The 26,876-nt window shown below is 42.7% G+C and carries 28 protein-coding genes and 1 riboswitch; of the genes, 9 read left to right on the top strand and 19 right to left on the bottom strand.

The window, feature by feature from the left end:
* Positions 1-114 precede the first annotated feature (114 nt).
* The gene (locus BLV00_RS12550; RefSeq protein ID WP_093045317.1) at positions 115-561 is read right to left on the bottom strand and encodes a YueI family protein; all 447 of its coding nucleotides are present in this window, start codon (positions 559-561) and stop codon (positions 115-117) included.
* Positions 562-616: 55 nt separating this feature from the next.
* Entirely contained in the window at positions 617-1,495 is an 879-nt protein-coding gene (locus BLV00_RS12545) for a diacylglycerol/lipid kinase family protein (RefSeq protein ID WP_093045332.1), read from the bottom strand.
* Positions 1,496-1,757: 262 nt separating this feature from the next.
* Here BLV00_RS12545 and BLV00_RS12540 point away from each other — a divergent pair, with 262 nt between their 5' ends.
* Positions 1,758-2,969, top strand: coding sequence for an NAD(P)/FAD-dependent oxidoreductase (locus tag BLV00_RS12540; RefSeq protein ID WP_093045316.1), 1,212 nt, complete (start codon positions 1,758-1,760; stop codon positions 2,967-2,969).
* 206 nt (positions 2,970-3,175) lie between these two features.
* On the opposite strand, the gene BLV00_RS12535 is transcribed toward BLV00_RS12540, so the two are convergent.
* The 9 genes from BLV00_RS12535 to BLV00_RS12495 form a co-directional block, all read right to left on the bottom strand.
* Positions 3,176-3,682: a hypothetical protein gene (locus BLV00_RS12535; protein ID WP_093045315.1), complete on the bottom strand. Its 507-nt coding sequence runs from the start codon at positions 3,680-3,682 to the stop codon at positions 3,176-3,178.
* A 120-nt stretch (positions 3,683-3,802) separates the two neighbouring features.
* Entirely contained in the window at positions 3,803-4,078 is a 276-nt protein-coding gene (locus BLV00_RS12530) for a GNAT family N-acetyltransferase (RefSeq protein ID WP_093045314.1), read from the bottom strand.
* An 81-nt stretch (positions 4,079-4,159) separates the two neighbouring features.
* On the bottom strand, positions 4,160-4,306 hold the full coding sequence (locus BLV00_RS21995; RefSeq protein WP_176791500.1) for a hypothetical protein: 147 nt from the start codon (positions 4,304-4,306) through the stop codon (positions 4,160-4,162).
* The gene (locus BLV00_RS12525; RefSeq protein ID WP_093045313.1) at positions 4,306-5,745 is read right to left on the bottom strand and encodes a carbon starvation CstA family protein; all 1,440 of its coding nucleotides are present in this window, start codon (positions 5,743-5,745) and stop codon (positions 4,306-4,308) included. Before BLV00_RS12525 ends, BLV00_RS21995 begins: the two co-directional genes overlap by 1 nt.
* 142 nt (positions 5,746-5,887) lie before the next feature.
* A complete protein-coding gene (locus BLV00_RS12520) occupies positions 5,888-6,622 on the bottom strand; it encodes a LytR/AlgR family response regulator transcription factor (RefSeq protein WP_093045312.1) in 735 nt (244 codons plus the stop codon).
* The gene (locus BLV00_RS12515) at positions 6,619-8,364 is read right to left on the bottom strand and encodes a sensor histidine kinase (RefSeq protein ID WP_093045311.1); all 1,746 of its coding nucleotides are present in this window, start codon (positions 8,362-8,364) and stop codon (positions 6,619-6,621) included. The genes BLV00_RS12520 and BLV00_RS12515 overlap by 4 nt, the downstream gene beginning before the upstream one ends.
* 168 nt (positions 8,365-8,532) lie before the next feature.
* A complete protein-coding gene (locus tag BLV00_RS12510; protein ID WP_093045310.1) occupies positions 8,533-8,742 on the bottom strand; it encodes a zinc ribbon domain-containing protein in 210 nt (69 codons plus the stop codon).
* Positions 8,743-9,353: 611 nt separating this feature from the next.
* Entirely contained in the window at positions 9,354-10,808 is a 1,455-nt protein-coding gene (locus BLV00_RS12500) for an aldehyde dehydrogenase family protein (protein WP_093045308.1), read from the bottom strand.
* A 96-nt stretch (positions 10,809-10,904) separates the two neighbouring features.
* A complete protein-coding gene (locus BLV00_RS12495) occupies positions 10,905-11,351 on the bottom strand; it encodes a GNAT family N-acetyltransferase (RefSeq protein WP_093045307.1) in 447 nt (148 codons plus the stop codon).
* Between the two features lie 156 nt (positions 11,352-11,507).
* Here BLV00_RS12495 and BLV00_RS12490 point away from each other — a divergent pair, with 156 nt between their 5' ends.
* A complete protein-coding gene (locus BLV00_RS12490) occupies positions 11,508-12,893 on the top strand; it encodes a DUF2254 domain-containing protein (RefSeq protein ID WP_093045306.1) in 1,386 nt (461 codons plus the stop codon).
* Here BLV00_RS12490 and BLV00_RS12485 read toward each other — a convergent pair.
* Complete coding sequence (locus BLV00_RS12485) at positions 12,890-13,168, bottom strand: hypothetical protein (protein ID WP_093045305.1); 279 nt, start codon at positions 13,166-13,168, stop codon at positions 12,890-12,892. The genes BLV00_RS12490 and BLV00_RS12485 overlap by 4 nt on opposite strands.
* A gap of 164 nt (positions 13,169-13,332) precedes the next feature.
* Here BLV00_RS12485 and BLV00_RS12480 point away from each other — a divergent pair, with 164 nt between their 5' ends.
* A complete protein-coding gene (locus BLV00_RS12480) occupies positions 13,333-14,247 on the top strand; it encodes a cation diffusion facilitator family transporter (RefSeq protein WP_093045304.1) in 915 nt (304 codons plus the stop codon).
* Positions 14,240-14,548 carry an ArsR/SmtB family transcription factor gene (locus tag BLV00_RS12475; protein ID WP_093045303.1) on the top strand — a complete coding sequence of 103 codons (309 nt, stop codon included), beginning with the start codon at positions 14,240-14,242 and terminating at the stop codon, positions 14,546-14,548. Before BLV00_RS12480 ends, BLV00_RS12475 begins: the two co-directional genes overlap by 8 nt.
* A gap of 239 nt (positions 14,549-14,787) precedes the next feature.
* On the opposite strand, the gene BLV00_RS12470 is transcribed toward BLV00_RS12475, so the two are convergent.
* Both BLV00_RS12470 and BLV00_RS12465 read right to left on the bottom strand, forming a co-directional pair.
* Positions 14,788-15,210, bottom strand: a complete 423-nt coding sequence (locus tag BLV00_RS12470; protein ID WP_093045302.1) for a pyridoxamine 5'-phosphate oxidase family protein — start codon at positions 15,208-15,210, stop codon at positions 14,788-14,790.
* A gap of 148 nt (positions 15,211-15,358) precedes the next feature.
* The gene (locus BLV00_RS12465) at positions 15,359-16,039 is read right to left on the bottom strand and encodes a class I SAM-dependent methyltransferase (RefSeq protein ID WP_093045301.1); all 681 of its coding nucleotides are present in this window, start codon (positions 16,037-16,039) and stop codon (positions 15,359-15,361) included.
* Between the two features lie 150 nt (positions 16,040-16,189).
* Positions 16,190-16,366, top strand: a riboswitch (cobalamin riboswitch).
* A 141-nt stretch (positions 16,367-16,507) separates the two neighbouring features.
* On the opposite strand from BLV00_RS12465, the gene BLV00_RS12460 reads away from it, so the two are divergent.
* The 5 genes from BLV00_RS12460 to BLV00_RS12440 all read left to right on the top strand — a co-directional run bounded on the left by BLV00_RS12460 (position 16,508) and on the right by BLV00_RS12440 (position 22,159).
* Positions 16,508-18,739, top strand: a complete 2,232-nt coding sequence (locus BLV00_RS12460) for a ribonucleoside-diphosphate reductase subunit alpha (protein WP_245728962.1) — start codon at positions 16,508-16,510, stop codon at positions 18,737-18,739.
* A 12-nt stretch (positions 18,740-18,751) separates the two neighbouring features.
* Entirely contained in the window at positions 18,752-19,792 is a 1,041-nt protein-coding gene (locus BLV00_RS12455) for a ribonucleotide-diphosphate reductase subunit beta (protein WP_093045299.1), read from the top strand.
* Positions 19,793-19,964: 172 nt separating this feature from the next.
* Positions 19,965-20,306, top strand: coding sequence for a P-II family nitrogen regulator (locus BLV00_RS12450; protein WP_093045298.1), 342 nt, complete (start codon positions 19,965-19,967; stop codon positions 20,304-20,306).
* A gap of 20 nt (positions 20,307-20,326) precedes the next feature.
* The gene (locus BLV00_RS12445; protein WP_093045297.1) at positions 20,327-21,709 is read left to right on the top strand and encodes an ammonium transporter; all 1,383 of its coding nucleotides are present in this window, start codon (positions 20,327-20,329) and stop codon (positions 21,707-21,709) included.
* Between the two features lie 351 nt (positions 21,710-22,060).
* Positions 22,061-22,159 carry a putative holin-like toxin gene (locus tag BLV00_RS12440; protein ID WP_143030722.1) on the top strand — a complete coding sequence of 33 codons (99 nt, stop codon included), beginning with the start codon at positions 22,061-22,063 and terminating at the stop codon, positions 22,157-22,159.
* A gap of 229 nt (positions 22,160-22,388) precedes the next feature.
* Here the strand turns inward: BLV00_RS12440 and BLV00_RS12435 are convergent, their stop codons facing one another.
* The 5 genes from BLV00_RS12435 to hppD form a co-directional block, all read right to left on the bottom strand.
* Positions 22,389-22,646 (bottom strand): hypothetical protein, encoded by a 258-nt coding sequence (locus BLV00_RS12435; RefSeq protein WP_093045295.1) that lies wholly within the window; start codon positions 22,644-22,646, stop codon positions 22,389-22,391.
* A gap of 293 nt (positions 22,647-22,939) precedes the next feature.
* The gene (locus BLV00_RS12430) at positions 22,940-24,043 is read right to left on the bottom strand and encodes a homogentisate 1,2-dioxygenase (RefSeq protein WP_176791512.1); all 1,104 of its coding nucleotides are present in this window, start codon (positions 24,041-24,043) and stop codon (positions 22,940-22,942) included.
* Positions 24,044-24,109: 66 nt separating this feature from the next.
* Complete coding sequence (locus BLV00_RS12425) at positions 24,110-25,027, bottom strand: fumarylacetoacetate hydrolase family protein (protein WP_093045293.1); 918 nt, start codon at positions 25,025-25,027, stop codon at positions 24,110-24,112.
* The gene (locus BLV00_RS12420) at positions 25,024-25,653 is read right to left on the bottom strand and encodes a flavin reductase family protein (protein ID WP_093045292.1); all 630 of its coding nucleotides are present in this window, start codon (positions 25,651-25,653) and stop codon (positions 25,024-25,026) included. Before BLV00_RS12420 ends, BLV00_RS12425 begins: the two co-directional genes overlap by 4 nt.
* A gap of 90 nt (positions 25,654-25,743) precedes the next feature.
* A complete protein-coding gene (gene hppD / locus BLV00_RS12415) occupies positions 25,744-26,865 on the bottom strand; it encodes a 4-hydroxyphenylpyruvate dioxygenase (protein WP_093045291.1) in 1,122 nt (373 codons plus the stop codon).
* Positions 26,866-26,876 lie beyond the last annotated feature (11 nt).

Below are 26,876 nucleotides of genomic sequence, written 5' to 3'. Positions count from 1 at the left end.
CTTTTGTCCTTTTAAAGCCATAAAAATGCACCCCTTAAAAATCGTACGTTGTAACCGGGGGTTTTTTCAACGTCTATTTTAAGGGGTGCACACTATGCCGCTATGGGGGCTATTTTATTTACCTATGAATATTTCCTTCAAAAAACCGGTGATACCTTTATCTTCCTGCTTAGTTTCGCCGGTACTTTCTTCTTCCGCTACTTCGAGGAAAATTTGTTGTTTTTCAATCGCATGATCATAGGTAAGTACAGCTCCGATATCTGTCTGCGTTTCTCGGTTTGATATCGTCGTATGATGCATTCCATGTTTATCAGCCACAGCTTTATAGTTCTTCAAAAAACGGTAACTGATATTGCCATTCAAGAGCAGCTTGGCTTTGGGGTTGGTCTTTATCTCACGCTCTAAATCCTCTAACCCTTTATTCTTCATTACTTGTCCTTTGGTCAGAGCTAATACGATCCTCTCGCGAAGCGTACCCAAAAAACGTTTCCGCTCAGCTGGTTTTGTTTCCCTTGCTCCATATATTCCTTCTTGCAGATAATCATCGACATCTTTTTTCAATGCTGACACTCCTAATGAACAATCGGTACACTGTAAATTTACTATAGTTAAACAATCAATTCAATTCAGGGACAACCACTTCGATATGGCTTGTTTTCACTTCCATCTCAACAGGTAAACGATCCCCTTGTTCGCCATCTACATTTGTCACCAGTGGGTCAGGAGATGAAATCTTCAGATGTTTAGCCGTAAAGTATTCAACATCTTCCTCTTCTTTTAATTCTCCTTTTAGAATTGCTGTTGCGATAGAAGCAAACCGGATCATATTAACCTGCCTGATGACATAGCAATGCAGCATGCCATCATCTACCCTCGCTTCAGGTGTCAGCTTTTCAAACCCTCCGGTAGACCGTGTCAAGGCAGCCAGAAATAATAAGGAGTCCCCCTCCCATTTCATTTCATCATATTCTATACTCAAGGGATAAGCCCTGTTTGAAGTTAACTCTTTCAATCCCTCCAACACATAGGCAAGCGGCCCTAACTTCGTCTTTTGCTCTGGTGTGACATCATAAGTAGCTTCAGCGATAGCACCGACTGCTACAATATTGACAAAATAACGGTCGTTGAACTTCCCAATATCCACCTTTTTGGTATGGTCAGATTTCAACAGCTTTATTGCTTCCTCTGGATCAAGAGGGATATTCAAAGCACGGGCGAAATCATTGACAGTACCTAATGGAATAATCCCAAGCTTTGGTCTATGGGTCTGATCCACCAGTCCATTGATGGTCTCATGCAATGTTCCATCTCCGCCTAGGGAAACGACCATATCATAATCATTGGTACAGGCATCCTGACAAAAATAAGTTGCATCCAACTCTTTCTCCGTTTTGCTGACCGTAGATTCGTACCCTTTTTCTTTTAATATTGCTTTTATCTGTTCAATGTATTCCAACGCATTTTCCTTCCCTGAAGAAGGGTTGGCTATTATCATTGCTTTCACGAGTTCTCCACTCTCCTGCCCCTAAGCTTTTCAGCTTGGTATTTAAAAAATAGTATAGTCCTTCAAACTTGTACCACATATTTATTCACACGAAACTACCCCCAACAGCTTTTGCCTATATTTGGCCCAAATCCATTTTGATAAATCGGATATTGCTACAATTTGTATTAAAACTTTGCTAACATGGGAAAGTGAATAATATAACATGAAATAAAACAGGCTTTTCATTCCAACATCGGAAGGGGTATTTGAAATGAGCACGAACAAACCGAGAATCGTTGTCCTTGGTGCTGGATATGCCGGTATGATGACAACCAAGCAATTGACTAAAAAACTCAGCCCGGAAGAAGCAGAAATTGTTCTTGTGAACAAGCATAACTACCACTACCAAACCACCTGGCTGCATGAAGTTGCTGCAGGTACAATCAATACCAACCAGGCCCGGGTTATGATCAGCGATGTAATCAACCCGAACCGGGTACGATTAGTCTATGATTCAGTAGTCAAGGTAAATAAAGACAATCAGAAAGTTGTCCTGGAAAATGGCGATCTTGACTATGACTATCTTGTCATCGCACTTGGCTTTGAAACCAACACATTCGGAATTAAAGGGATGAAAGAAAACGCATTTTTCATTCAGGATGTGGATAGTTCCCGCCAAATTTATGAACATATTGAATACCAGTTCGCCAAATACAACAATGAAGAAAATCCGAAAGAGGAAAGCCTTGCTATACTTGTCGGTGGAGGGGGATTTACTGGAATCGAATTCGTCGGAGAGCTTGCTGAACAAGTCCCTAAACTATGTAGAAAGTATGATATCGATCCCAACATCCCACGAATCATCAATGTGGAAGCCGCACCTTCCATCATGCCCGGCTTTGATGAAGAGCTTGTCGCCTATGCGAAAAAATCTCTTGAAGAACGTGGTGTAGAGTTCCGGGAAGGCGCTAAAATCGCAGAGTGTAAAGAAGATGCTTTCGTCGTCAACGAAGGCGAACAAATCAAGGCCGGAACAATCGTATGGACAGGTGGTGTTACTGGAAACTCTATCCTAAGTAAATCAGGATTCGAATTGACAAAAGGGAAAGTCACAGTGGAAGACACGCTCCTAGCCCCAAGCGAAGACAATATCTTTATTCTGGGAGACTGTGCATGGGTAATGAATAAAGAAGAAGACCGACCATACCCGCCGACTGCGCAGTCTGCCATACAGCACGCTGGTACCTGTTCCACTAACATCAAAGCATTACTGCATAACGAACCGCTTGAATCTTTTATTTTCGATAACAAAGGAACCGTAGCTTCTCTTGGAAAATCTGACGCCATGGGAACTGTATTTGACGATAAGAAACTATACGGAAAAACAGCCTCTTCCATGAAAAAGGTTATTGATAATCGTTGGCTCTTCCTGCTTGGCGGACCGAAGCTAACGCTGAAAAAAGGAAAGTTCCGCCCATTCTAGAACGGTTTCCAAGGATTATATCTTGAGGAGGTTATTTCATGAAAAAAGGAACCCTTTACTTTTTCCTGGCGGCCCTCGTTACTATTGTAGGGTATGCCATCACAAGCCGTACATTGGAAGATACACGAGATTTCCGCTAATAAAGACCAACAAATACAAAACAGCCTCAGGTGACAGATTATCTCATCACCTGAGGCTGTTTTCGTTTATAGGTTTTTATTTTGAGATGATGCGTTGCTGGATGAAGACTGCGTGTTATTAGCCGGAGAAGCATCAGAATCGTTGACCATTTCATCTTTTGCTTCTTTTATCTTGTCACCAGCTTCTTGAAGCTCTTCTCCAGCTTCCTTCGTAGCAGCAATCGCTTCTTTTGCATCATCCTGTACATCGGTTACTTTGTCCAGAATATCTTCATTCGCTTTTTCATAGATATTCCGCAGGCTGGCAACGGCCTCTCTTAATACAGCAGATGTATCCTGGATACGCTCCATGAGATCCTCTTTTGTACCAGATGGGTTCTCCTTCACATCAGCGGCAAATTGTGAGATTGTTTCTTTGGCCTGATTGGTATTATCAAGAACTTTTTTGCGCGTTGTAGAATCGATCATTGCAAGCGCGCCCCCAGCAACTGCTCCAATTACGATTGCCTTCATCAGTTTACTATTTTTTTGCTCTTGTGTGTTTTGTTCCTGGGATTGAGTTTGCTGTTCCATCTAACCACTCCTTAAAAGAGATAAATAATATTTATTGTTCCTTACTAACAGTAACAAGTTCCTATCCTTCTATATAATTACCTTTCTTAAATAAAAGTTAAACTGCAAATTTTTTCCCTTTCACTTCCCTTTCCACCCATCTTGATAGGAGGGATTGGCTTCGAACTTTCTCTGCGCAAAACTGCAGCCAGGGTCAATCTGCTTATCTTCTTTGCGAGCAAGCTCCACCACTCGCTTTACCAACTGAGAACCTACCCCCTGGTTCTTCAACTTCTCTGATACCACCGTATGGGTAATGGTATATGTATTCCTAGACTGATCAAACACAATTTCTGCATCTGGATTTGTTTGATCACCGATAAAAAATCGTCCTTCTCCTTGTTTGATTTCTTCCATTTTTCTCACACTCCTTTTGAATTATAGATTCGACATAAAATATAAAAAACCAGTCCCGGCATTCATGCCGGGACAGGTTTTCTATAGGAAGTAGATTAGCCACGCACCCGCTACGATAAGCACACTGACCAACTTTCCCCATAAAGGAACTTGTTTATTATTCTTTTCATTGATTTTATTCTCTTCTTCTTCTACCATCTTTTGATAGTTGGGACTACAGCAACCCATTATGCGCTTTTCAACTCTTCTTCTAATGGAATGTTTTCTTTCAGTTGCTTACGAGCGGTCAGGAAGAAGAGAGACACAATAACAACGGTGATAACAGCTGCTATTACATAAGAAACTTCAAGCGATAGACCGAAACCAATCGGTGCATTGATGATATACGTAAACGTCGCCATGGTAATAAAAGTCGCAGGAACTGCAGCAATCCAATAATTTCGACGTGACAAGAATAGGTACATGGCAGCGACCCACAACGCTATCATAGCGGTCGATTGGTTTGCCCAGGAGAAGTATCTCCAAAGCAATGTAAAGTCAATACGAGTCAGCACAAAGGAAATGGCAAATAACGGAAGCGCAATCCATAGACGACTGACGACATTCTTCTGAGAAACCTTCAGATAGTCAGCAATGATCATACGAGCACTACGGAATGCTGTATCACCAGAAGTGATTGGAAGTACAATCACACCTAAAACTGCCAATGTTCCACCTACAGCTCCTAGCATTGCGATAGAAACTTCACTTACAACTGCAGCAGGACCACCTGCGGCCAACACTTCATTTAAACCCGTTGAACCATTAAACAAACTCATGGCAGCCGCCGCCCAAATCATCGCAATGACACCTTCCGCAATCATCATACCGTAAAAAATTCGCCGTCCTTGTTTTTCTTTCTGTGTCGTGCGTGAAATGATCGGCGTTTGTGTAGCATGGAAACCAGATAACGCCCCACAAGAAATCGTCAAAAATAGCAGCGGGAATATCGGCGCGTTTTCAGGGTGCATATTCTTCAAGGTCAACTCTGGAATTGGTGCTCCTGTTACAATTAACGAGATTCCTACACCAACGGCACTGATGACCAGTAATGCACCGAAGTAAGGATAAAAGCGGCCGATGATTTTATCAATCGGCAGCAATGTTGCTAAAAGATAATAAGCAAAGATAGCTGCTATAATAACCGGCAGTGTCAGCCAGCTGCTTGTCATATTATGCAAAAGGTCAGCTGGTGCTGATACGAACACAGTTCCTACCAATACTAGGAGCAGGATTGCGAATGCATTGACCACATGTTTCATCACTTTCCCAAGGAATTTCCCTGCCAGCTCCGGAAGATGGGCTCCCCGGTTTCGGATAGAAATCATCCCCGTCAAGTAGTCATGGACGGCTCCAGCAAAAATGGCACCGAATACAATCCAAAGAAATGCTACCGGACCATACAATGCGCCCATAATTGGTCCGAAAATCGGACCTACACCGGCGATATTCAATAATTGAATCAATGAATTACGTTTTTCCCCCATTGGCAGATAATCTACCCCGTCCCCATTGGAATAAGCGGGAGTCATACGCTGCTCATTGACACCGAATACTTTCTCGACATATTTTCCATATGTGAAATAACCAATAATTAAAAGTGCGATACTAGCAATAAAAGTAATCACATCTGTGTCCTCCCTCAGTCATTTTGTAATCGTTTACATACAGCATACCAAGGGAGTGTCGATATTTGACGATTTTGTGTCTAAGATGTCAGGTAACAGGTTTAACATGTTTGTAAGCGATACCAACATGCATAAGTAAAAATCATAATTCTAATTGTTTTCTTAAATCCTTTACATAGTTACGACTAACGGATAATTGCTCTTTACTGCCTCGTAATACAAGCTGATAGGCTCCATTGAACCAAGGAACAAGGCGATCGATATACTCCAAATTGACCAAATAGCTTTTGTGAATTCTAAAAAAAGAAAATGGCTGTAACCGCTGCTCTATTTCCTTCAGCGGCAATTTAGTTTCAAAAACCCTTTCCTTTTCCACTATTTTAGTCAACCGCTCATCCCGATACACATACAGAATATCGGCTGGATTCAAATAATAAATTTCCTCCTCCCCTTCAACCGCCAATTTTGAAGGAGGCTTATTAACTGACGATTCTTCGGGCCTCTTACCTAATATTTTTTCCAGCCGCTTAACAGCCTCGGTTACCTGGTCCTCCTCAAAAGGTTTCAGCAAGTAATCAAGCGCTTCGTGACGAAAAGCCTCAACGGCAAAATCAGGGTAAGCAGTAGCAAAAATGATTTTGGGTGGCCGCTTCAGTTCCTGGACCGCCGCTGCCACTTCCATCCCATTAGTTCTTGGCATCTCTACATCCAGAAAAATGACATCCGGCTGCAACTGGACAGCTTTCATGATAGCACTTTCTCCAGAATCAGCCTCACCGATAAGTTCAATAGCTTTTTGCTTTCTTAATAAATACTTTAATTCGTCACGGCTGAAACGTTCATCATCTACAATCAAAGCAGTGATTTTCTCGCTCATGATGTCTCTTCCTTTCTAACCTCTGGAAGCCAAAACGAAATCTTCGTTCCGCTGCCTGGTTCGCTGGAAATTTGTAATCGAGATGTATTCCCGTACATTTGTACTAATCGTCGGTTCACATTATAGATGCCGATTCCAGTTCCTTTTTCCGAATCGATTTTTTTAATGCCCAGGTCCCCAATCAATTGTTGATCCATCCCTTTACCATTATCCTGGATTGTAACTTGTGTACCTTCGTCTTCTTTCAAGACAGAAATTAAAATTTCACAATCCTGATCCTTATCACTCAATCCATGTTTGATACTATTTTCTACCAACGGCTGCATCGTCAATGGTGCAATAGAAACAGACAAGGCATTTGGATCGATGTCGTAATGGACATGCAGCTTATCAACAAACCTCGTCTCCTCAATTAGCAGATAGGCTTTTACATGCTTCAATTCTTCTTCAAGGGTTATCCATTTGCGGGTGGTTGCTCCAAGATTCTGCCTGAAAAATTTAGATAAAGCAATCAGCAGCGACCTGGCCCGATCTGGTTCAGAACGTATCAACGATACAATCACATTCAACGAATTGAATAAAAAATGTGGATTTATTTGAGCTTGAAGGGCCTTTACTTCTGCATCCTTAGCAAGCTGACGGGCTTTTTCTGCATCAGCTATCTCCAGTTGCTGACTCAGCAAAGCACTCAAGCCCTGCACGAGCTCCAACATGACATTCGTTACTTGTTTTTCCGAATGGACATAAAATTTCAGTGTACCCACTACTTCATTGCGCTTTTTTAGTGGTGCGATAACTGCCGTCCTAAGCGGACAGCCTCTTACATTACAATGAATATCTTCATGATCAGCCACAATCATTTCACCGTGTTCAATCACTTTTCGTGTCGCTTCTGTCTGGATACTGTGATAAGCCTGATGGTGATCATCTGCTAAGCCGACATGCGCCAATATCTGTTCTTTATCGGTAATCCCAATGGCGCTGACATCAACCTCCTGATATATAATGCGGCAGACCTGCTCTGCAGAATGCTTGTTCAGTCCTTTTCTTAAATAAGAGATTGTGTATTCAGCAAGCTGTAAAGCTTTTTGTGCCTGGAAAGCTCCTGCTTTCTGTTCTTCATTCAATACATTCCTGATAATCAATAAAAATAAAGCAGAACCAAGTCCATTAGCGACAATCATCGGAATGCCGATTTCTTCTACAAGTGCAAAAGCACGTGGGGCGGGCTTTGAGATAAGCAGGATGATGCCCATCTGGACTGTTTCTGCTAATGAGCCGACAAGTAAAGCTGTCCTAAGCTTGAGCGGCTTCTTTTTCTTATAAAAAAAACCAGATAACATCCCTGCGATTATAGCAGAAATGCCGCATGCTAAAGCAGTAAATCCACCAAGTGAATAACGGTGCAGCCCTGCAATCAACCCAGCGCCAATTCCGATTTTGTATCCGCCAAGCAAGCCCGCGGTAATGATACCGATCACCCGCGAATTCGCAATAGCCTCTGTGTCATCCAGATCATTCGCCCATCTTCCAAATTCGGAAGACTCTGCATCAAAGGTGATTCCTGTATAGGTACCTATTATTCCAAATACACCAAAAAATAAGATAGCGGAAATCTGCTGACGGTGGGTTATTACTTTTCGGTCCATCAATTCACGAAAAAAACGAAACCGCGTAATGACGAATGCTACCGTTACAATGATGCCCAACCGTTCTAACATGGGTAAAAGTAACTCAAACATGATGTCTGTTCCTCTCTGTATTCAACTGTCTTTAGTGTAGCATGGTTGTGTTTGATTCATACAAAAGGAAGCTTTTTTACCAGCCAGGCTGCACTAACACAAAAAGCTGTGAAACATTATTTATCTCCACAAAAAAACCGGCGGAATCGCCGGCATCCAAAATAATTACTATCCACCAAAAAAGAAATCAAAGATATTTCCTGCAGAGGAAGCTTTCTTATTATAAAATTCTGAGTAGCCACAGTTTTTACAGGATACCACCGTGAATTTATTGTGCTGAAGATCCATCATTTTTGATAAGCCGGAGCCTGTCATTGACACATCTTTTGTAGTCGCGTCAGTACTGCCGCATTTAATACAACCTTCACCTGTGTTCATTCTTTAATCCCCCTCCAGAATCGTGTTATTAACCTATACGATTCTCGGGTTGGAAAGTTTCACACTTTAACTTTAGGCTCTGCCAAACCTAGTGTTAATTTTACAGTTAAGTTCCCTTTACTTGGATACTCAATTTCGAGAGAAACTGTTTCCGTTACGGTTGGGAGCGTTTGGAGGTTCGGGAAATCACTCGCTTTCCATGGGGGTACGGTGAGCTTCCACGGGCTAAAGCCCTGCGGGAGCTCACCATGTACTATTCTACCATAGGACTTTGAATAAGCTTCTTGAATAAACACCACGAAGGAAATGCGTAGCATTTTTGAGGAGTCTCGTAATTTCCCGGCCCTCCTTGCATTTATGAGAGAGAAACGGAAACATCGATATGTCTTACAAGCATAGAGAGAGCTACTCATACTAACGTGCTTATTACCTGCATCATACATATGATTTGTGGAAGACACCATCATCTATGTTTAATAAACCTTTATGAAAAAAATCAACAACAACGTTTAACCGGGCCTAACTTTAACATATTACAGCCTGGACAGGGATTTCCCTGGCCCCGGCTTTCTCTATTAAATAAGGAGTGGTTTACTCCCCTCCTTATTTAATTAAAATGGAAATTCACGATATTCATTTTGTACACTGATCCACTTTTCCGTCGTGAATTTATCGATGGCCCACTGACCGTTGAAACGCCCGACACCGGAATCTTTTTCACCGCCGAAGGCTACGTGGGCTTCATCGTTTACAGATTGATCATTGATATGAATCATCCCTGTTTCAATTTGATCAGCCACCAGGGCACCACGATGTCTATCCTCTGTAAAGACAGAACCGCTCAACCCATAAGGTGTGCCATTAGCAAACCGAATTGCCTGTTCTTCGTCTTTCACTTGGATGATCGGCATGACCGGACCAAAAATTTCATTTTTAGCAATCGGCATTTCATTAGTAACATCGGTCAATACAATCGGATCCATCATGTTGCCTTTGACATCGCCGTCAATCAATTTCGTTGCTCCTTGCTGGAGACTTTCCTCAATGTCTTTCTGGATACGTTCAACTTGGTCACGGTTAATCAATGGCCCTACTACCGTATCATCCTCAGAAGGATCCCCAGCTTTCAGGCCTTCTACTTTTTTCTTGAATGCCTCAACAAACTGATCGTGAACCTGCTCATGGACAATGACTCGGTTGATTGCCATGCATATCTGTCCTTGATGCAGGTATTTTCCAAATGCAGCTGCTTCTACAGCCTTATCGATATCCGCGTCTTCGAGAACAATCATGGCATTATTACCGCCAAGTTCCAGCGTAGTTTCTTTAATGTTTTTCCCTGCAAGCTCACCGATATGACTGCCTACTTCTGTGGAACCTGTAAAGGAAAATACTTTTGGAATCGGATGAGTCAGGAAGTCATCTCCGATTTCAGAACCGCGGCCGACAGCTACATTCAACACACCTGCCGGAAAGCCAGCTTCTTCAAATAAGTCCGCAATCAAAAGGCCAGCAGTAACCGGCGCATCCGATGCAGGTTTCACTACTACCGTATTACCAGTTGCAATTGCAGGAGCGATCGAACGCAACGCCAAATGGAATGGGAAGTTCCACGGACCGATGACACCTACTACTCCCTTCGCTTTACGATACACACGGTTTTCTTTGCCAGGCGTATTGGAAGGTAAAAGCGTGCCTGTCATCCGTGTCGGAAAGGAAACAGACTCCTTCACAATCGCTTTGGCTACCTGAAATTCAATTTCTGATTTGATTTTTGTACTGCCTGATTCCTTGACCAGCCAGTCGATGATTTCCTCTTTACGTTTATCCATCACCTGGACAAGTTTTTCAAAATAGGCTTGTTTTTCAGCGGGAAGCAACTTCTCCCATTCTTTTTGTGCCTGTTTTGCGCCTTTATATGCTTTATCCAAATCCTCTGCATTAGCTGAAGGGATGACTCCAATCACTTCTTCTGTATAAGGATTGATATTTTCTACCTTTTTATCGCTTGAGCCTTGTACCCATTCTCCGTTGATATATTGTTTCGTGAACTGTTCTTGGCTCATCGTTATATACCTCCAATGTTTTGTGATACATATCTTATTTTCCACCTTGTAGAAGAATTCAAACAATCGAGATGCTCAAGCAATATGGTTCAGGTATCAATCAAGCTTCAACAACATATCCACATGGGGGATGCCATCATCCATATAGACATGTGAGATTTCCTTGAAACCGAAAGAGCTGTAAAAATGGAGAAGATGCTCTTGACCCTGAAGGAATATTTCCTTCGCCTCACCCTGGTCTTTTATAGCTGCAATAGCTTTATTCATAAGCTGCTGCGCATACCCCTGACTCCGGTAATCCCGGTTGACCAGCACTCTCCCTATCGAAACATAAGGATACTTGTCTCCTGCAGGTACTAGCCGACAATAAGCAATGATTTCATCATCTTCCTCAACCCATAGATGTGTGGAAGCTTCATCGTGGCCATCCATCTCTGGATACGCGCATTCTTGTTCTACTACAAATATATCCACCCTTAATTTCAGGATTTGGTATAACTTCTTATTAGATAATTGTTGAAAAGCCTGTTGTTTCCATTCCAATAGCTTTCACTCCTTCGTGTGATCGAATAAATGTTTACGATTGTTAGAAACTAGAAAATATTACCCTTACACTTTCATTTCCGGTTTTATCCGACTTTAGATAGGGAAACTGCCTATTATTCAATAATTATTATAGTTATAAAGGGGTATGCGAGCATGTTGAGTAAATTTTTGCCGATCGAACTGCGAAAGTATTTTCAGATGTCTAAACGACAGCGTCAGCATGAGCTTCAAAATACGTTATGGTTCACACCTTTTATCTATGTTGCATCGGCTTTATTTCTTATTGCCATAACACTTTATTTGGATTACCAAGTGGAAATCTCACAATATGTTCCTTCTTTCTTCCATGCTCAGGCCACTTCTTCTCAAACGTTGCTGGCCGCCCTTATCGGAGGCATTCTGACTCTAAGTGCCTTTACGTTGAACTCCATCCTTGTCGTTTTGACGACATTCAGCGGACAATTTTCACCTCGGATGCTGGTAAACTTCGTGGCTGATCGGAGTACACAGCATGTACTTGGGATTTTCCATGGAAGCTTTGTCTATGTGCTCGTCGTCTTCCTGTTTGTCACCAGCCAACGGAATGAATACTTTGTAGCCATCCCCGGGACAACAGTATTTCTCGCTTTTCTAACCGTAATGGTTTTTATTTTCTTCATTAACCATGCTGTCACCTGGATGCAGGTGCATAATATAACCATTACGATGAACGATGCTTCAAAAGAAATCATTAGAGAGTCGCTCCGTAATGAATTAGAGGAATTCCGGACCAAAGAACCCGGTGACTTATATGATCGCTACAAAGGCGAAGAGGTGATTGCCACCGCTCCACGAGTAGGGTACATCCAATTAATTCAATTCAATACTATATTAGAAGAAGCAAGAAAAGATGATATCATCATCAAGCTACATACCAAAGTCGGTGATTTCACCTTAGAAAATAACCGTCTCTTTTCCTATTGGGGCCCAGGTAAAGATAATATAGATGAAGTAAAATATCGCAGCCTCATTGAAATCGGTCATAAAGAAACGGAGATTCAGGACATCAAAATGGGAATGACCAAGCTTGCTGAAATCGGGGTCAAAGGTATCGGTAATAATGATCCGAACACTACTATCAACACGATTCACCAGATGGCAGACCTGCTTGTTTCGGTTGATAGTTACATCACCTTCACCCCTTATTTGCAGGATTCGGCTGAACAAGTGCGGATTATCATGGACTCCGAGGACTTTGGTTATTATTTATATCGAGGATTCGGGTATATACGGCATTATGCGCGAGAAAATTATCCCATTATCACTGAAATAATAGTCGCGCTTACTTTGGCAGCCCAATCCATCGACCCGGACAAACATGATACCCTTTGGGATTTCGCCAATAATACGGTGGATCATATCGGCACTGAGTTCATTTATGACATGGACAGGAAATATTTATTAGATAAATTATATGATCTGGCTTTAATGACCGATCATGAATTTGATTACTACAAGGCTGAACGCAGACTCTTAAAGGTCCAACCTACTGACTCCTAACGCGATCTGATTGATTTGTAGGCAGCAATGAATTCATCAGGGGGCGTGTTTAGTTTGAATGGGACAACCCCCTGATTCGTGTGTAAGTACAATAATCCTACCCCATCCCTGACTGGGCGGTAAGAGATATCAAAGACGTTTTTCAAGGCAAAACGATAGTCACGCGAAGTGATTTCCGTTTCAGTCATAACCAGTTCATGATTGGTTTCCACATAACGTTGTCCATCAATGTCGACTTTCCTGACTGTATCGATGTAAGGCTGGACTATTAGCATTCTCCACCTCCAAAAGATATAAGTTATCGTACATTGTAGCGCATAAAATATGAATTATCATTGTTACTGCTCTCTAATTATTGTTGACATTTCTGTTTAGTTTACATACGATACATATATGCACATATACTCATATAAACATGTTAAAGAAAAGAGGGCTTAGCATGTCACACCACCATCATCACCATGACCATACGACAGGTAATATAAAAGTGGCATTCTTTCTAAATTTCGCATTCACTATCATAGAAATCATCGGCGGCATAATGACAAATAGCATGGCTATCTTATCGGATGCACTGCATGATTTAGGTGACTCCTTGTCTTTAGGGCTTGCCTGGTTCCTGCAGAATTTCTCTAAAAAAGGGAAAACGAAGAGTTTCTCTTTTGGCTACAAACGTTTTTCTTTATTGGCCACCTTGATCAACAGCATAGTTTTGATTGTAGGGTCGGTCTTCATTTTAACAGAAGCCATTCCACAGTTACTAAACCCCGAGCAGCCAGATGCGGGCGGAATGATCATCCTTGCCATATTAGGTATTATCGTCAATGGTGCTGCTGTCTTCCGGCTGCGCGGCGGAGAATCGATGAATTCGAAAGTGATGACCTGGCATCTGCTTGAAGATGTTTTGGGTTGGGCAGCTGTCCTGCTGGTCAGTATCATCATGTTCTTTGCAGATTTACCAATTCTTGATCCAATCGCATCCATTGGTATCACGATCTTTATTTTATATAACATAGTGAAGAATCTGTTTAAAACGATGCGCTTGTTTTTAGAAGGCGTCCCTGAAAATATCGATTACCAGGATATCATTGAAAAAATGAACCAACTGCCGAATGTAGAGTCGACGCACCATACCCACCTTTGGTCCCTGGATGGGGAGCATCACGCTTTCTCCACTCATATCGTAGTGCCTAAAGGGGCTACTAAAGACCAAGTATGTACAATCAAAGAGCAAGTAAAGGAAATCATCGAACCTATCCACTTAGACCATATTACGATCGAGATCGAGTATGAGGATGAACGATGTTCCGTAATGGAAAACGATGACGAAAAAGGAGAGGTGCAGCATGGATGATTCTAACTATGTAGATCTGGACGAGGAAACATTATTTCTCGTGTCTCAAACATTTAAAGCACTATCGGACCCAACAAGAATTCGTATATTGAATTTGTTATTCAATCGGGAGTTCAGTGTCAACGAAATTTCTGAACAACTCCATTTACGTCAATCGACTGTTTCCCATCAATTACGTTTCTTAAAAAACTTGCGCCTTGTTAAGTTCCGGCGTGAAGGAACTTCCATCTACTACTCTCATGATGACGAACATGTATTGAACGTATTGAATGAAACGATTCAGCATGCATTGCATCATTAAGAAGTGCAAGTACCAACTGAATAAAAAATCGCGACCCAGCTAAGCCAGGGCGCGGTTTTTTTATAGTCTAGGAAATTATAAAAAATGATGGTTGTGGATAATATTTTGCAGTGGGCCACATCCAGCTCCAGCGCCTACCCCCTCGAGGTCTTAAGTCAATCCTCTCTGTGACAAAAAACGTCACGGCGAGACTTGACTTAAGCTTGTCGGGGGTGAGCAAGGCGCTTGCGCTTTTGTTCTTATAGTTCCAGGGTTTGTGGTGTAGTATCTCCTTTACTCATCAGCCTCACCTGTTCTGGGGTGATTTTAAGAATAATGTATTCCGGATCCTCCGGGCCATCGAACCAATTTTTCATATAATCATTCCAAAACTGTTCCTTCAGCTCTTTATCTTCTTGAATTTCCGCTTTCCCTTCCACTTCAAGGTAGGCATCACCAACCCCCTCTCCTTGATATCCTATCAGGATATGCACATAGGGGTTAGCTTCTATTTCTTCAGCTTTATGGGTTTCTTTATTGGTCGGGGTATATAACGTTAATTCTTTATTAAAAAACGTCATATAACGGGAATGTGGCCGGTTATTTTTCACCGTTGCCAAAGTTCCTACCTTGTTATTCTCCAATACCTGGAGCACTTTATCTTTTAGCTCTTGACTGTTCATCGCTATTATCTCTCCTTCCGTTTTGGTTAGTTTTCCTTAAGGGAAGAAAAGTTAAACACACAAAGTAAATAGATCCATGCTATTTTACCTTGATCCATTGACTAACTGACTAGAGCCGCTTCGGGATATCGGCTTCAGATATGGTCAATTATTTCTCCAGCATGAATACCCACATGAAAGTCAGTGCTTGCTGTAATTCAACCGGTAGGCCCTTCAGCCGTTTATCACTCACTCCACGTTTATATACACCGTGACCATCGATGACTTTCAAGCCCATTTCTTCAGCCAGCGTTTCAAATTCCCACGGCATCATTGTATTGCAGATGACGTCTTCCCCATATAACCGGCGGTAACTATTTTTACGCGGGGCCGCTGTCGGACCGAGAACCCCAATGCATAATTTTCCGCCTGGACGAAGGATTCGTATCATTTCTTTTAAGCCATCAGAAGGAACCTCTGTCCATTCCAGACAATTGATCGCCATGATGGCATCAAAACTTTCTTTGTCTATATCCAATCCAGCCAGGTCCCCCTGCATAAACGTCAATTCCTCCATCTCCAGCTGACGTTTGGCCCTTTCAACCATCGCTGGAGAAATATCGATTCCTGTCACTTGATACCCTGCTTGATGCAAACGATAGGATCCATACCCATCCCCGCAGCCGATGTCTGCGATGGAAGCATCTGGTGCAATATGTTTTTGAATAAAGGGAATGATCGTCTTCCGACTTCCTTCATCCCACATGTCTTTACTATTCTGGTTCCAAAAATCAACGCGATCGTCCCATTGTCGTTCAGCTTCTTTATGCCATGCAAACTTCTTATTCATGCCTTCTTCCTCCTGTCTGTACGCTACATAATATAATTCTACAGTTTATGTATAAATCCTTTCGCGAGAAAAATCTTGCATATAGCTGTTGAGTTCGTTATTATTAAAACACAAGATAAGCTATTTTAACAACAACACAAACACAATATATAGTATCAGCGAATAGCGGATGCCACAAGGCTTAATAGGGAATCTGGTGTGAAGCCAGAACTGCCCCCGCAACTGTAAGTGCTGACGAAACGGAAATCCACTGTGCACGAGATGTGCGGGAAGGACCGGATTAGGCGAAAGCACAAGTCAGGAGACCTGTCTCTATTCGCATCAAGTTTCGACTTCTTCGGGGATTGAGAAGATGAAACGATGGAATGAAGAGACCGTCTATGCGCATTGTCGATACCTTCTCCTTGTTCCATGGTTTCATCCGCTCAAATGAGCGGTTTTTTTTATTATGTTAAAAGGAGTGAAACCATGGAACAAACATATGCCCCTCACCATATCGATTGGAATAGTTGGTTGAAAGCAAGAGAGAACAGCTTTCCCCATCTGGATTTGAATCCTATCAAAGAAAGATTAACTACCATTGATACCATTTCTAATTCCGAACAAGCGAACCATTTAATTTTAGAAAGCCTTGCTTTAATTGACGAGCAAAACCCTGACTGGACTTATTTCGCTGCCGAATTGCAGCTTGAAAACATGTATAGGACCGCTGCGAATAACAGGAACAATACCGCCCCATACCGTGACTTTCATCAAATGATCACAAGGATGATTGACGAGGGTATTTACCATCCTAACTTGCTGGATACCTACACCATCTCTGAAATTACAGACCTGGAACAGGCCATCCTGCCAGAGCGAGATAAGCTGTTTACTTATATTGGACTGAAAACGCTGCATGACCGTTACCTTGCAAAAGATAAACAAGACAGGCTGTTTGAATTACCTCAGGAACGATTCATGATCATTGCCATGACTCTAATGGAAAAAGAAAAGAAATCGCAACGCCTGCTGCTTATTAAAGAAGCTTATTGGGCACTCAGCAGCCTGTACATGACAGTCGCCACTCCTACCCTGGCTAATGCCGGGAAAAGTTATGGACAGCTGAGTTCATGCTTCATCGATACGATAGATGACAGCTTGCAATCTATCTTTGATAGTAATACAGACACCGCCAACTTAAGCAAACACGGCGGCGGCATCGGAGTCTATCTCGGTAAAATAAGAGGACGTGGAAGCGATATCAAAGGTTTCAGCGGCGTATCGTCAGGCGTGATTCCCTGGATGAAGCAACTGAATAACACGGCAGTAAGCGTTGACCAGCTGGGCCAACGCCAGGGAGCGATTGCCGTTTATCTTGATATATGGCATAAAGACATATTTTCTTTTTTGGATGCCCGCCTAAATAACGGAGATGAACGCCAGCGAACTCATGACTTGTTTTCCGGTGTATGCATCCCGGACATTTTTATGGAAGCTGTTGAAGCAAGAGACGATTGGTACTTATTCGACCCGCATGAAGTCAAAGAAATCATGGGATTTTTCTTAGAAGACTTCTATGACGAAAATAAAGGTGAAGGGTCGTTCCGGGAAAAATACCAGGCTTGTATTAATCATCCAGCTCTATCAAAAAAATGTGTTCCAGCTATTGAAATCATGAAACGCATCATGGTCAGTCAATTAGAAACCGGAACACCTTATATGTTTTATCGTGATGAAGTGAATCGCCAAAATCCCAACAGCCATGCAGGGATGATTTATTGCAGCAACCTCTGCACCGAAATCACGCAGAATCAAAGCCCTACAATTCAAGAAGAGCAATATGTCAAAGATGGCAAGCTGCATATCGTCCGGGATCCGGGTGATTTTGTGGTCTGTAACTTATCCAGTATCAATCTTGGAAAAGCGGTACCAGATGATGTCCTGGAAAGGCTGGTTCCTATTCAGGTCAGAATGCTTGATAATGTCATCGACCAGAACACCATCCCTGTGATGCAAGCCAAACTAACCAATCAGAAATATCGCAGTATAGGACTTGGAACATTCGGCTGGGCTCATCTGCTTGCCCTTAAGCAAATCAAATGGGAATCAGAAGAAGCGGTTCACTACACCCATGAAGTTTATGAAAAAATCGCTTATTATACGATTCAGGCAAGTATGGATCTGGCCAGGGAAAAAGGTTCCTATCCTGCTTTCCAAAGGTCGGATTGGGAATCTGGTGAGTATTTTACGAAGCGCGACCTCAGAAGTAATTCAAAAATCGATTGGGATAACCTTCAGAGGGATGTGTCTGAACATGGAATCAGAAATGGTTACTTGATGGCGATCGCTCCTAATTCCAGTACCTCACTGATCGCCGGAAGCACCGCCAGTATCGACCCTATTTTCAAAAAGTTTTATTCCGAAGAGAAAAAAGACTATAAGATACCAGTGACAGCTCCTGATTTATCACCGGAAACTTACTGGTACTATAAAGCCGCACATGAAATCGACCAACATACAAGCATCGAGCAAAACAGTGCAAGGCAAAAATATATCGACCAGTCCATATCGTTCAATTTTTATGTCAAAAACACAATCAAAGCAAAAGAGCTGCTTCATTTACATCTTAGTGCCTGGAAAAGCGGGTTGAAAACCACCTACTATACACGCTCAACTTCGAGTCAGCAAGATTTTGAATGTGAAAGCTGTTCATCTTAAGGAGGTTCAGACATGACTAACACCTTAAAGCGACGTAAAATAGCAGATCATCAGGCGCCTAACGCATCTACCGGGATCATCAATGGAAAAAGCTCGAATGTGCTCAATTGGGATGATATACGTTTTCCATGGGCTTATCCAATGTACAAGAACATGCTCGCAAACTTCTGGATTCCTAATGAAATCAACATGAGCAACGATATCAGACAATGGAATACGTTGAGCGGGCAAGAACAGGATACGTTCAAAAAAATCATTGGTTTACTCGCATTTCTAGACTCGATTCAAACGGATTACTCCAGTAAAATAGCGGATTATTTAACAGACTCAAGCCTTACAGCGCTGATGCAGGTACTCTCATTCCAAGAAGTAGTCCATAATCAATCTTATTCCTATGTACTATCTTCATTGGTAGAACAACAAGAACAAAACACCATTTTTGAATACTGGAAACATGATGATGTGCTGATCGAACGGAACGACTTCATTATCCAAGGATACCAAGCATTCGCGGATAACCCTTCACCTGAAACGTTTTTAGAATCACTGGTTTATGATGTAGTACTGGAAGGATTGTTCTTTTATGCAGGGTTCTCGTTCTTCTACAATCTCGCTCGCAATGGGAAGATGGTTTCGACTAGTACAATGATCAACTATATCAACCGTGACGAACAAATTCACGTTACCCTGTTCGCCAATATTTTCAAGGAAACATTAAAAGAACACCCGGACATAGATAAGCAAAGGTACCACCAATTTGTTGAAGAGACGTTCCGTAAAGCCGCAGAACTGGAAATCAAATGGGGAAATTATATCATTGGAGATAAATTCCCCGAAATACCAATGACTGATCTTGAGGCCTATATTAAGTTCATGGCCAATAAACGCAGCAAACAAATGGGCGCAGACAAACCATTCCCTGGCTATGATAAAAATCCATTAAAATGGATAAGGGCTTATCAAGAGGTAGACGAAGGTAAATCGGACTTTTTTGAACAGAAATCAAGACAATATACCAAAGTTTCTGAGGATAATGGATTTGATGAATTGTGACCCACCTTCCTGCTCAATTGTTGAGCAGGTCTTTTTTTATTGCTTCATGTTAACTTTCTTTACATTGATTAAATTTAGTTCTTGATTTTTCAGAAAATTAACGGTATTATAAATAAACATAACACTATATGTTATAAAAACTAACATATAGATTTTTAAGGAGGAGCTAATCATGAAAAAGATTGAGGCTATCATTCGCCCGGAAGCCTTCCAGTCATTACGGCAGAACCTTGACAGCATGGGAATAAACGGGTTGACGGTATCTGAAGTAGCCGGATGTGGCCAGCAAAAAGGCCAGGAAGGTATCTTCCGGGGCAATCGTTATGAGGTCAAACTTTACCCGAAAGTGAAGGTAGAAATGGTATGTGAAAACCATGAAGTGGAAGGACTCGTCGATGTCATTTTGCAGACATGTGCTACCGATCAAGTCGGTGACGGCAAAATATTCATCCACCCGATCGAAGACGTTTATCGTATCCGCACCGGCGAACAAGGAAAAAAAGCCTTAATTTAAACAGGAAGGAAGATATAAAAATGAAGAAAAAAATCATATCATTATCAACTGGATTAATGGTGATTCCAACCTTTGCTTATGCCTCTCCCTCTGTTGAATCTGTGGTCAGTTCAGTAGATATGGTCTGGATGATGATCGCTGCGTTCCTGGTATTTTTCATGCATGCCGGATTTGCTATGGTAGAAACAGGTTTTACCAGATCTAAAAACGCACTGAACATCTTAATGAAAAACCTCATGACGATGTCAATCGCCTCCGTCCTTTACTTCTTAGCAGGCTATGGATTCATGTTCGGTGAATCACTGGGCGGCTTCATAGGTTCTAACGGTTTCCTTTTAAACGGACACAGTGATCAAATCGGTTTCTTCGTTTTCCAGGCTGTATTTGCAGCTACATGTGCCACTATCATCTCTGGTGCTGTCGCCGAACGGATGAAGCTAGGTTCATACCTGATGCTGACTGTATTTATGACTGGTCTGATTTATCCGATTGTCGGTCATTGGATTTGGGGAGGAGGCTGGCTGGCTGAATTGGGATTCATCGACTTTGCCGGCTCCACTGTTGTCCACTTGACTGGAGCCTTGGGAGCAATCATAACCGTCCTATTCCTGGGACCACGACTTGGCAAATATACGAACGGCAGAGTAAATGTCATCCCCGGCCACAACATTCCACTAGGAGCACTCGGGGTCTTCATCCTATGGTTCGGCTGGTTTGGATTCAATGGCGGAAGTACCCTGGCTGCAGATCCAGCTTTGATCCCAGCAGTAATTGCCACCACCTTGCTATCTGCCTCTGGGGGAGTCATCGCTTCTGCCGCTTACTCCTACATTAAATTTCAACAAATCGATGCTTCTCTGACACTTAATGGAGCACTTGCCGGTTTAGTAGGAATTACAGCAGGTACAGCCAACGTATCACCAATTGGAGCTACTATCATCGGATTGATTGCCGGAATTATCTTAGTGGAAGCTGTCCAATTATTCGATCGCGTATTGAAAATCGACGACCCTGTCGGAGCTATCGCAGTACACGGTGTTTGCGGAATTTGGGGAACACTCGCTGTCGGTATATTCTCTGTAGAAGGAGGATTACTTTACGGCGGCGGGGCAGCACTACTCGGCGTGCAAGCAATCGGTATAGCTGCTGTGATTGCATGGACGATGGCTGCTACCTCCGTCGCTTTGGTCATTGTGACTAGATTCGGATCCATCCGTGTGTCCCGTGAAGAAGAGGTCGCCGGGCTGGACTTCTCCGAACATGGGTCTTCCGCTTACGAGTCATCCCGAGGCATATTCAATGAAAACTACAGCCAGAATGTCGGAGCAGACTTCGGTGTAGGTCTCATCAAACGGCTGGACGATTTAAAATCCAGAAAACGAAAACCAAGACAAATTCACTAGTATTTTCTTATACTTTAATCCTTTAACAAGGTTAAACTTTCTTAAAGTGCTAAAAAGAAACACCGCCTCCGGTCAGTTGATCGGGGCGGTGTGCCTATGTTGTTCCTATGTATAAAATGCGCAGCCAAAATGTCTCTAATACATCCACAAACACTCTATCGAAGACAGATGACCTTATGAACTATTTCCATGTTTAATAGCATACTTTTCTCCTATATCTTGCATATTTATCCCTAATTACAGAACGTTTGTTCCCCTTTTGTGAAATATATGGTATCCTTGTAAATAGATATCGATCTTGTAGGGAGAGGTCGGCTAGCCCCATGTCCTAAGAAGAAGGGGGTGACGCCTATGATGGGTACGTATGAAGTCCTGATGGTGATGCTTGCGTTCGGCACCTTTATTCTTACGTTGCTCGCCCTGGTCATCAAACTGACCAATAAAAAATAGACCTCCCTATTAACCCTGGACAAGTTGATTGGGAGAGGTCTATTCCTGACGGCCGATCCCCTGGGGGAATCGATATCCATATGACCGCAGTTGGCGCTGCGGTCTTCTTACCTTATGTCTGTATCACCCTAATGATACCACAAAATCTCAAAAATAGTATAATGATTCTCATTTTATTATCGAAATGACTGTTATTTTTTTGACTATATATGTTGGAAATTATCTTAACCTATTTGTCCTGCTCCTCATTATACTGGCTTTTGACTTCCTCCACTCTTTCCTTTAACTCCTCTAATTGCTTATTCATCATACTTACTTGGGCTTTCAATTCTTCAAGCTTTTCAGATGTTTGTTCTGAATATTTTTTTAATATTCCGTCCATATTCAAATCAGATGTGGTAAACTCCAACTGTTTCAACCCGGAAAGCGCGTTCGTCACAGTATCATCTTTTAGCAATGCTGCTGCAGCTTTCCACACCCCATCCATATCTATGGAGGTTTCTTTTTTTTTGTTGCTCTGACTGATTGTTTTCCTCAGACATTTATATTCACCTCTCTTTGTAGATAGTTGTTAATGTAACCCTCTGGGGAATATAGAATGAATCCCCCAAAGAGCTCACTTTGTTTAGATGGTGCCGAGAATGTCGTTGATACAATTTCTAACAATTTCCTGTTGCTCAGGTGTACCCAGAAGTACAGCAACGAGAAGCGCTACCAAGAATAAAAGCGCAATCCATAAAAATATCGAAGCCACAGACTGCAGCTTCGACCGTAATGCAATTATTCAACCCAGGTATACATATAGTTCGAGTCCTCATAACCCTTTGCATTTTTGACTACTTTAAGCGGCCGGAATGTATCGACCATGACCGCAAGCTCCAGGGTTTCTATTTTGCCAATGCTCGCTTCTGTCGTACCAGGATGGGGTCCATGCGGAATTCCGCTCGGATGCAGGGTAATCGAACGCTCATTAATCCCTTTCCTGCTCATGAAGTTCCCTTCCACATAATAAAGCACTTCGTCACTGTTCACATTACTGTGATAGTACGGAGCTGGAATTGACTCCGGATGGTAGTCGAACAGCCGTGGAACAAACGAACAAACGACAAAGTTATGCCCCTCAAATGTCTGGTGTACTGGAGGCGGCTGATGGATTCGTCCCGTAATTGGTTCGAAGTCTTCTACATTGAACACCCATGGATATAAATAACCGTCCCACCCGACGACATCCAGAGGATGGTGGTTGAAGATATGTTTATGCACATACCCGCGGGATTTAGTAAGTACTTCAAATTCTCCCTTTTCATCATAGGATTCTAACTTTTCCGGTCCACGGATGTCCCGCTCACAAAATGGACTATGTTCCAATAACTGACCATATTCATTCCGGTAGCGCCTCGGTGTAGTAATCTGGCTGAATGACTCTACAAAGAAGATAAGATCCTCATCCTCAGGGACCAGTCGATAAATGGTTCCAATCGGGATAACAATATAATCACCTTTGCGGTAAGTAATCGTACCGAACATACTTTCAATTCTTCCTGATCCAGTATGGATGAACAACATTTCATCGCCATCCCCATTGCGATAAAAAGCGTCCATCGGTTCGGTCACTTTCATGGTGCCCATTAATAAATCTTCATTTCCCAGCGTATAATTGCGAGCATCCAAAGCATTTCCGCCTCTATCAGCTTCCGGCGTCAAGAAATGGCGGTGCCTCAGTGCATCCTGTTCTTCGTATTCAGGCAGGTAATGATACAATCGCTTCGCTTTTGTTACCTCAGTCGGCATGTGATGATGGTAAAGAATGGACTGCGTCCCTGAAAACCCTTTTGTTCCCATCACTTGTTCACGAAATAACGTCCCGTCTTCTTTTTTGAACATCGTATGTCGCTTATGGGGGATCTCCCCTAAACTGCGATAAAACACCCTGCTCCCTCCTTCAACTGCTTAAATAATTTTATTCAATAGTTTTCCTAACCCTGTAATTTCAAGGGAAACTTCATCCCCCGGTTCCAGCCATCGGTGGACATCGGTTCCTAACTCTAAGATACAGCCAGTACCCACCGTGCCTGAACCGATTAATTCTCCGGGGAAGAGCGTGACATCTGCTGAAGCACGCTCGATCATCTCAGCAAATGTATAATGAATTGTCTCAAAGTTGCCCTCCGAAAGGACCTCTCCATTTACTTCCGCTTTCATTTTCAAGTCATAACGCCCGTCTTTTTGAAAAGCAGCAAGCTCATCTTTCGTGACCAGCCACGGTCCAATCGAGGTAGCGAAATCTTTTCCCTTGGCAGGTCCAAGCCCCACCTTCATTTCCTTCCGCTGCAAGTCCCGGGCACTCCAATCGTTCATGATGCAATAGCCGAATATGTAATCATCCGCCTCTGCAGCAGCTATATTCCGGCCTTGTTTACCAATGACACAGGCGATTTCCAATTCGTAATCAAGCCATTCACAATTTTTTGGCCGCGCTACTTCTTCTTCAGGACCTTTAATAGCCAGATGATTAGAAAAGTAAAAGACAGGAACCTCATACCATTCCGGCACGACCTCCAATCCGCGCTTTCCCCGCGCTGTCTTCACGTGTTCTTCAAAAGCATAGAAATCACGGACACTGACAGGCCGAGGCAAAGGCGCCAGCAACTCTACATCATCCAAATGATAGACTCCTTTATCACCGGCTTGCACTGTATTCGCCAATGTATGGACCAGTTCACGATACTCTTTTTCATTTTCAATGAATGTCACTAGTTGATCTGGTAATTCTCCATTTGAAGCCTCGTGCATATCCACTATTATCTCTGTATCTATCCAGCCTGCAGCTATATCCCCTCGTTTGTTGCGGAACGTGATATATTTCATTTCAATCCCTCAGAGCTTTTCTTTCGTTCTAACGTAAATGTTTCGGCAATTGCTTTTGTATAATTCTGTCCCGCCAGCCGTCCAATCGGATTCAATTTATCTGTATCGATTCGCCCGTTTTCGTATAAATCATCGTTGACTTGAACAACCTTTACCTTTCCGATCACCAGGCTGCCGGCTCCTGGCTCATTTCCGAAATGGAGCAGCTCATGAAGCTCGCACTCCAAATGTACCCTGCTTTCTTTCACACGAGGCGGCTTAACGGAGGCACTCGCTACTTTCGTTAAAAGGGCAGCCTCGAATTCATCGGTACCATACTGGTATTCGATCGCGGTGTTATTCATTTGTTCTACGAAATCTTCACTGACAACGTTAATGACAAACTCCTTCGTCGCTTCAATGTTCCGTAATGTATCCTTCTTTTCTCCATCTGTACCCCGCAGCATCGGCGCGAAGCACACCAGCATCGGATCGGCACAGATCCCGGTAAAAAAGCTGAACGGAGCCAGATTCGCGTTTCCTTGTGTATCGACTGTAGAAACGAAAGCAATCGGCCTCGGCAGTACGGAGCCGATCAAAAGTTTATAAGCGTCTTTCCAGGCTAGACTATCCGGTTTAATTTCCATACTCCATCCCCACACTTTCCTATAAGTCTATTTCTAGTAAAAAAAGGGAGAATACTATACTATTCTCCCTTCCTTTTATTTGTTCCGGCCTTATAGATTACCTCGTCGTTCTTGTTCCCGTTCGATGGACTGGAATAAGGCTTTGAAGTTTCCTTCTCCGAAGCCGCGAGCCCCTTTACGTTGGATGATTTCGATGAACATGGTAGGACGGTCGACGATCGGTTTTGTGAAAATCTGTAATAGATACCCTTCATCATCACGGTCTACTAAAATCTTCAACTCTCTCAATTTATCTATTTCTTCGTCAATTTCTCCCACACGATCAGTGAGCTCATCGTAGTAAGCATCTGGGGTATTGAGAAATTCCACGCCATTTTCACGCAGCTTGGTTACCGTGTCGACGATATCCCCAGTAATCAAGGCGATGTGCTGGACACCAGGTCCGTTATAGAAATCAAGGTACTCTTCAATTTGGGACTTCTTTTTGCCTTCAGCTGGTTCGTTGATCGGGAATTTGATCCGTCCGCCGTTATGCATCACTTTTGACATCAGCGCGGAATATTCGGTTGTAATATCTTCATCTGAGAAGTGGCGCATTTCCTTAAAGCCCATGACTTTTTCATAATAAGACACCCATTCTTCCATCCGCTCTACATTTCCGACTACATGGTCGATAGCGGCAATGCCAGTGGATTGATGCGGGATTTCGAAATCTGCAGGAAGGAATCCAGGCATGAACACCCCTTTATAATCTTTGCGCTCTACGAGCGTGTGGATGGTATCGCCATACGTGCCAATCACCGCTTTTTTCACTGTTCCGTACTCATCATCAATCGTGAATGGTGGTGTGATTTCAATGGCACCACGGGATACCGCTTCTTTATAAGCTTTATCGACATCGTCTACCGTCAGGGCGACGTCTTTCACCCCATCCCCATGCTTTTTCGTGAATTCAGCAACTCTGCTGCTTTCTGTCAATGTACCCGTCACAACTATTCTGACCTTGCGCTGTTGCAGCACATAGGAAACCGTTTCGCGATTACCTGTTTCCAATCCGGAATAAGCGACTGGTTCAAACCCGAATGCGGTACAGAAGAAATGGGCTGCCTGCTTGGCGTTACCAGTGTAATACTCCAAATAGTCTACTTCTTTGACTGGAAAAAAATCCTCAGCCGCTTCTGGCGCCTGCTTTTTCGTCACTTGTTCTTTCATTCGTGATCCCT

The organism is Thalassobacillus cyri, from assembly GCF_900107755.1.
Taxonomy (GTDB): Bacteria; Bacillota; Bacilli; order Bacillales; family Halobacillaceae; genus Thalassobacillus; species Thalassobacillus cyri.
Note: the sequence above shows the minus strand (reverse complement) of the source record. Positions and strands in the feature narration are given on the sequence as shown.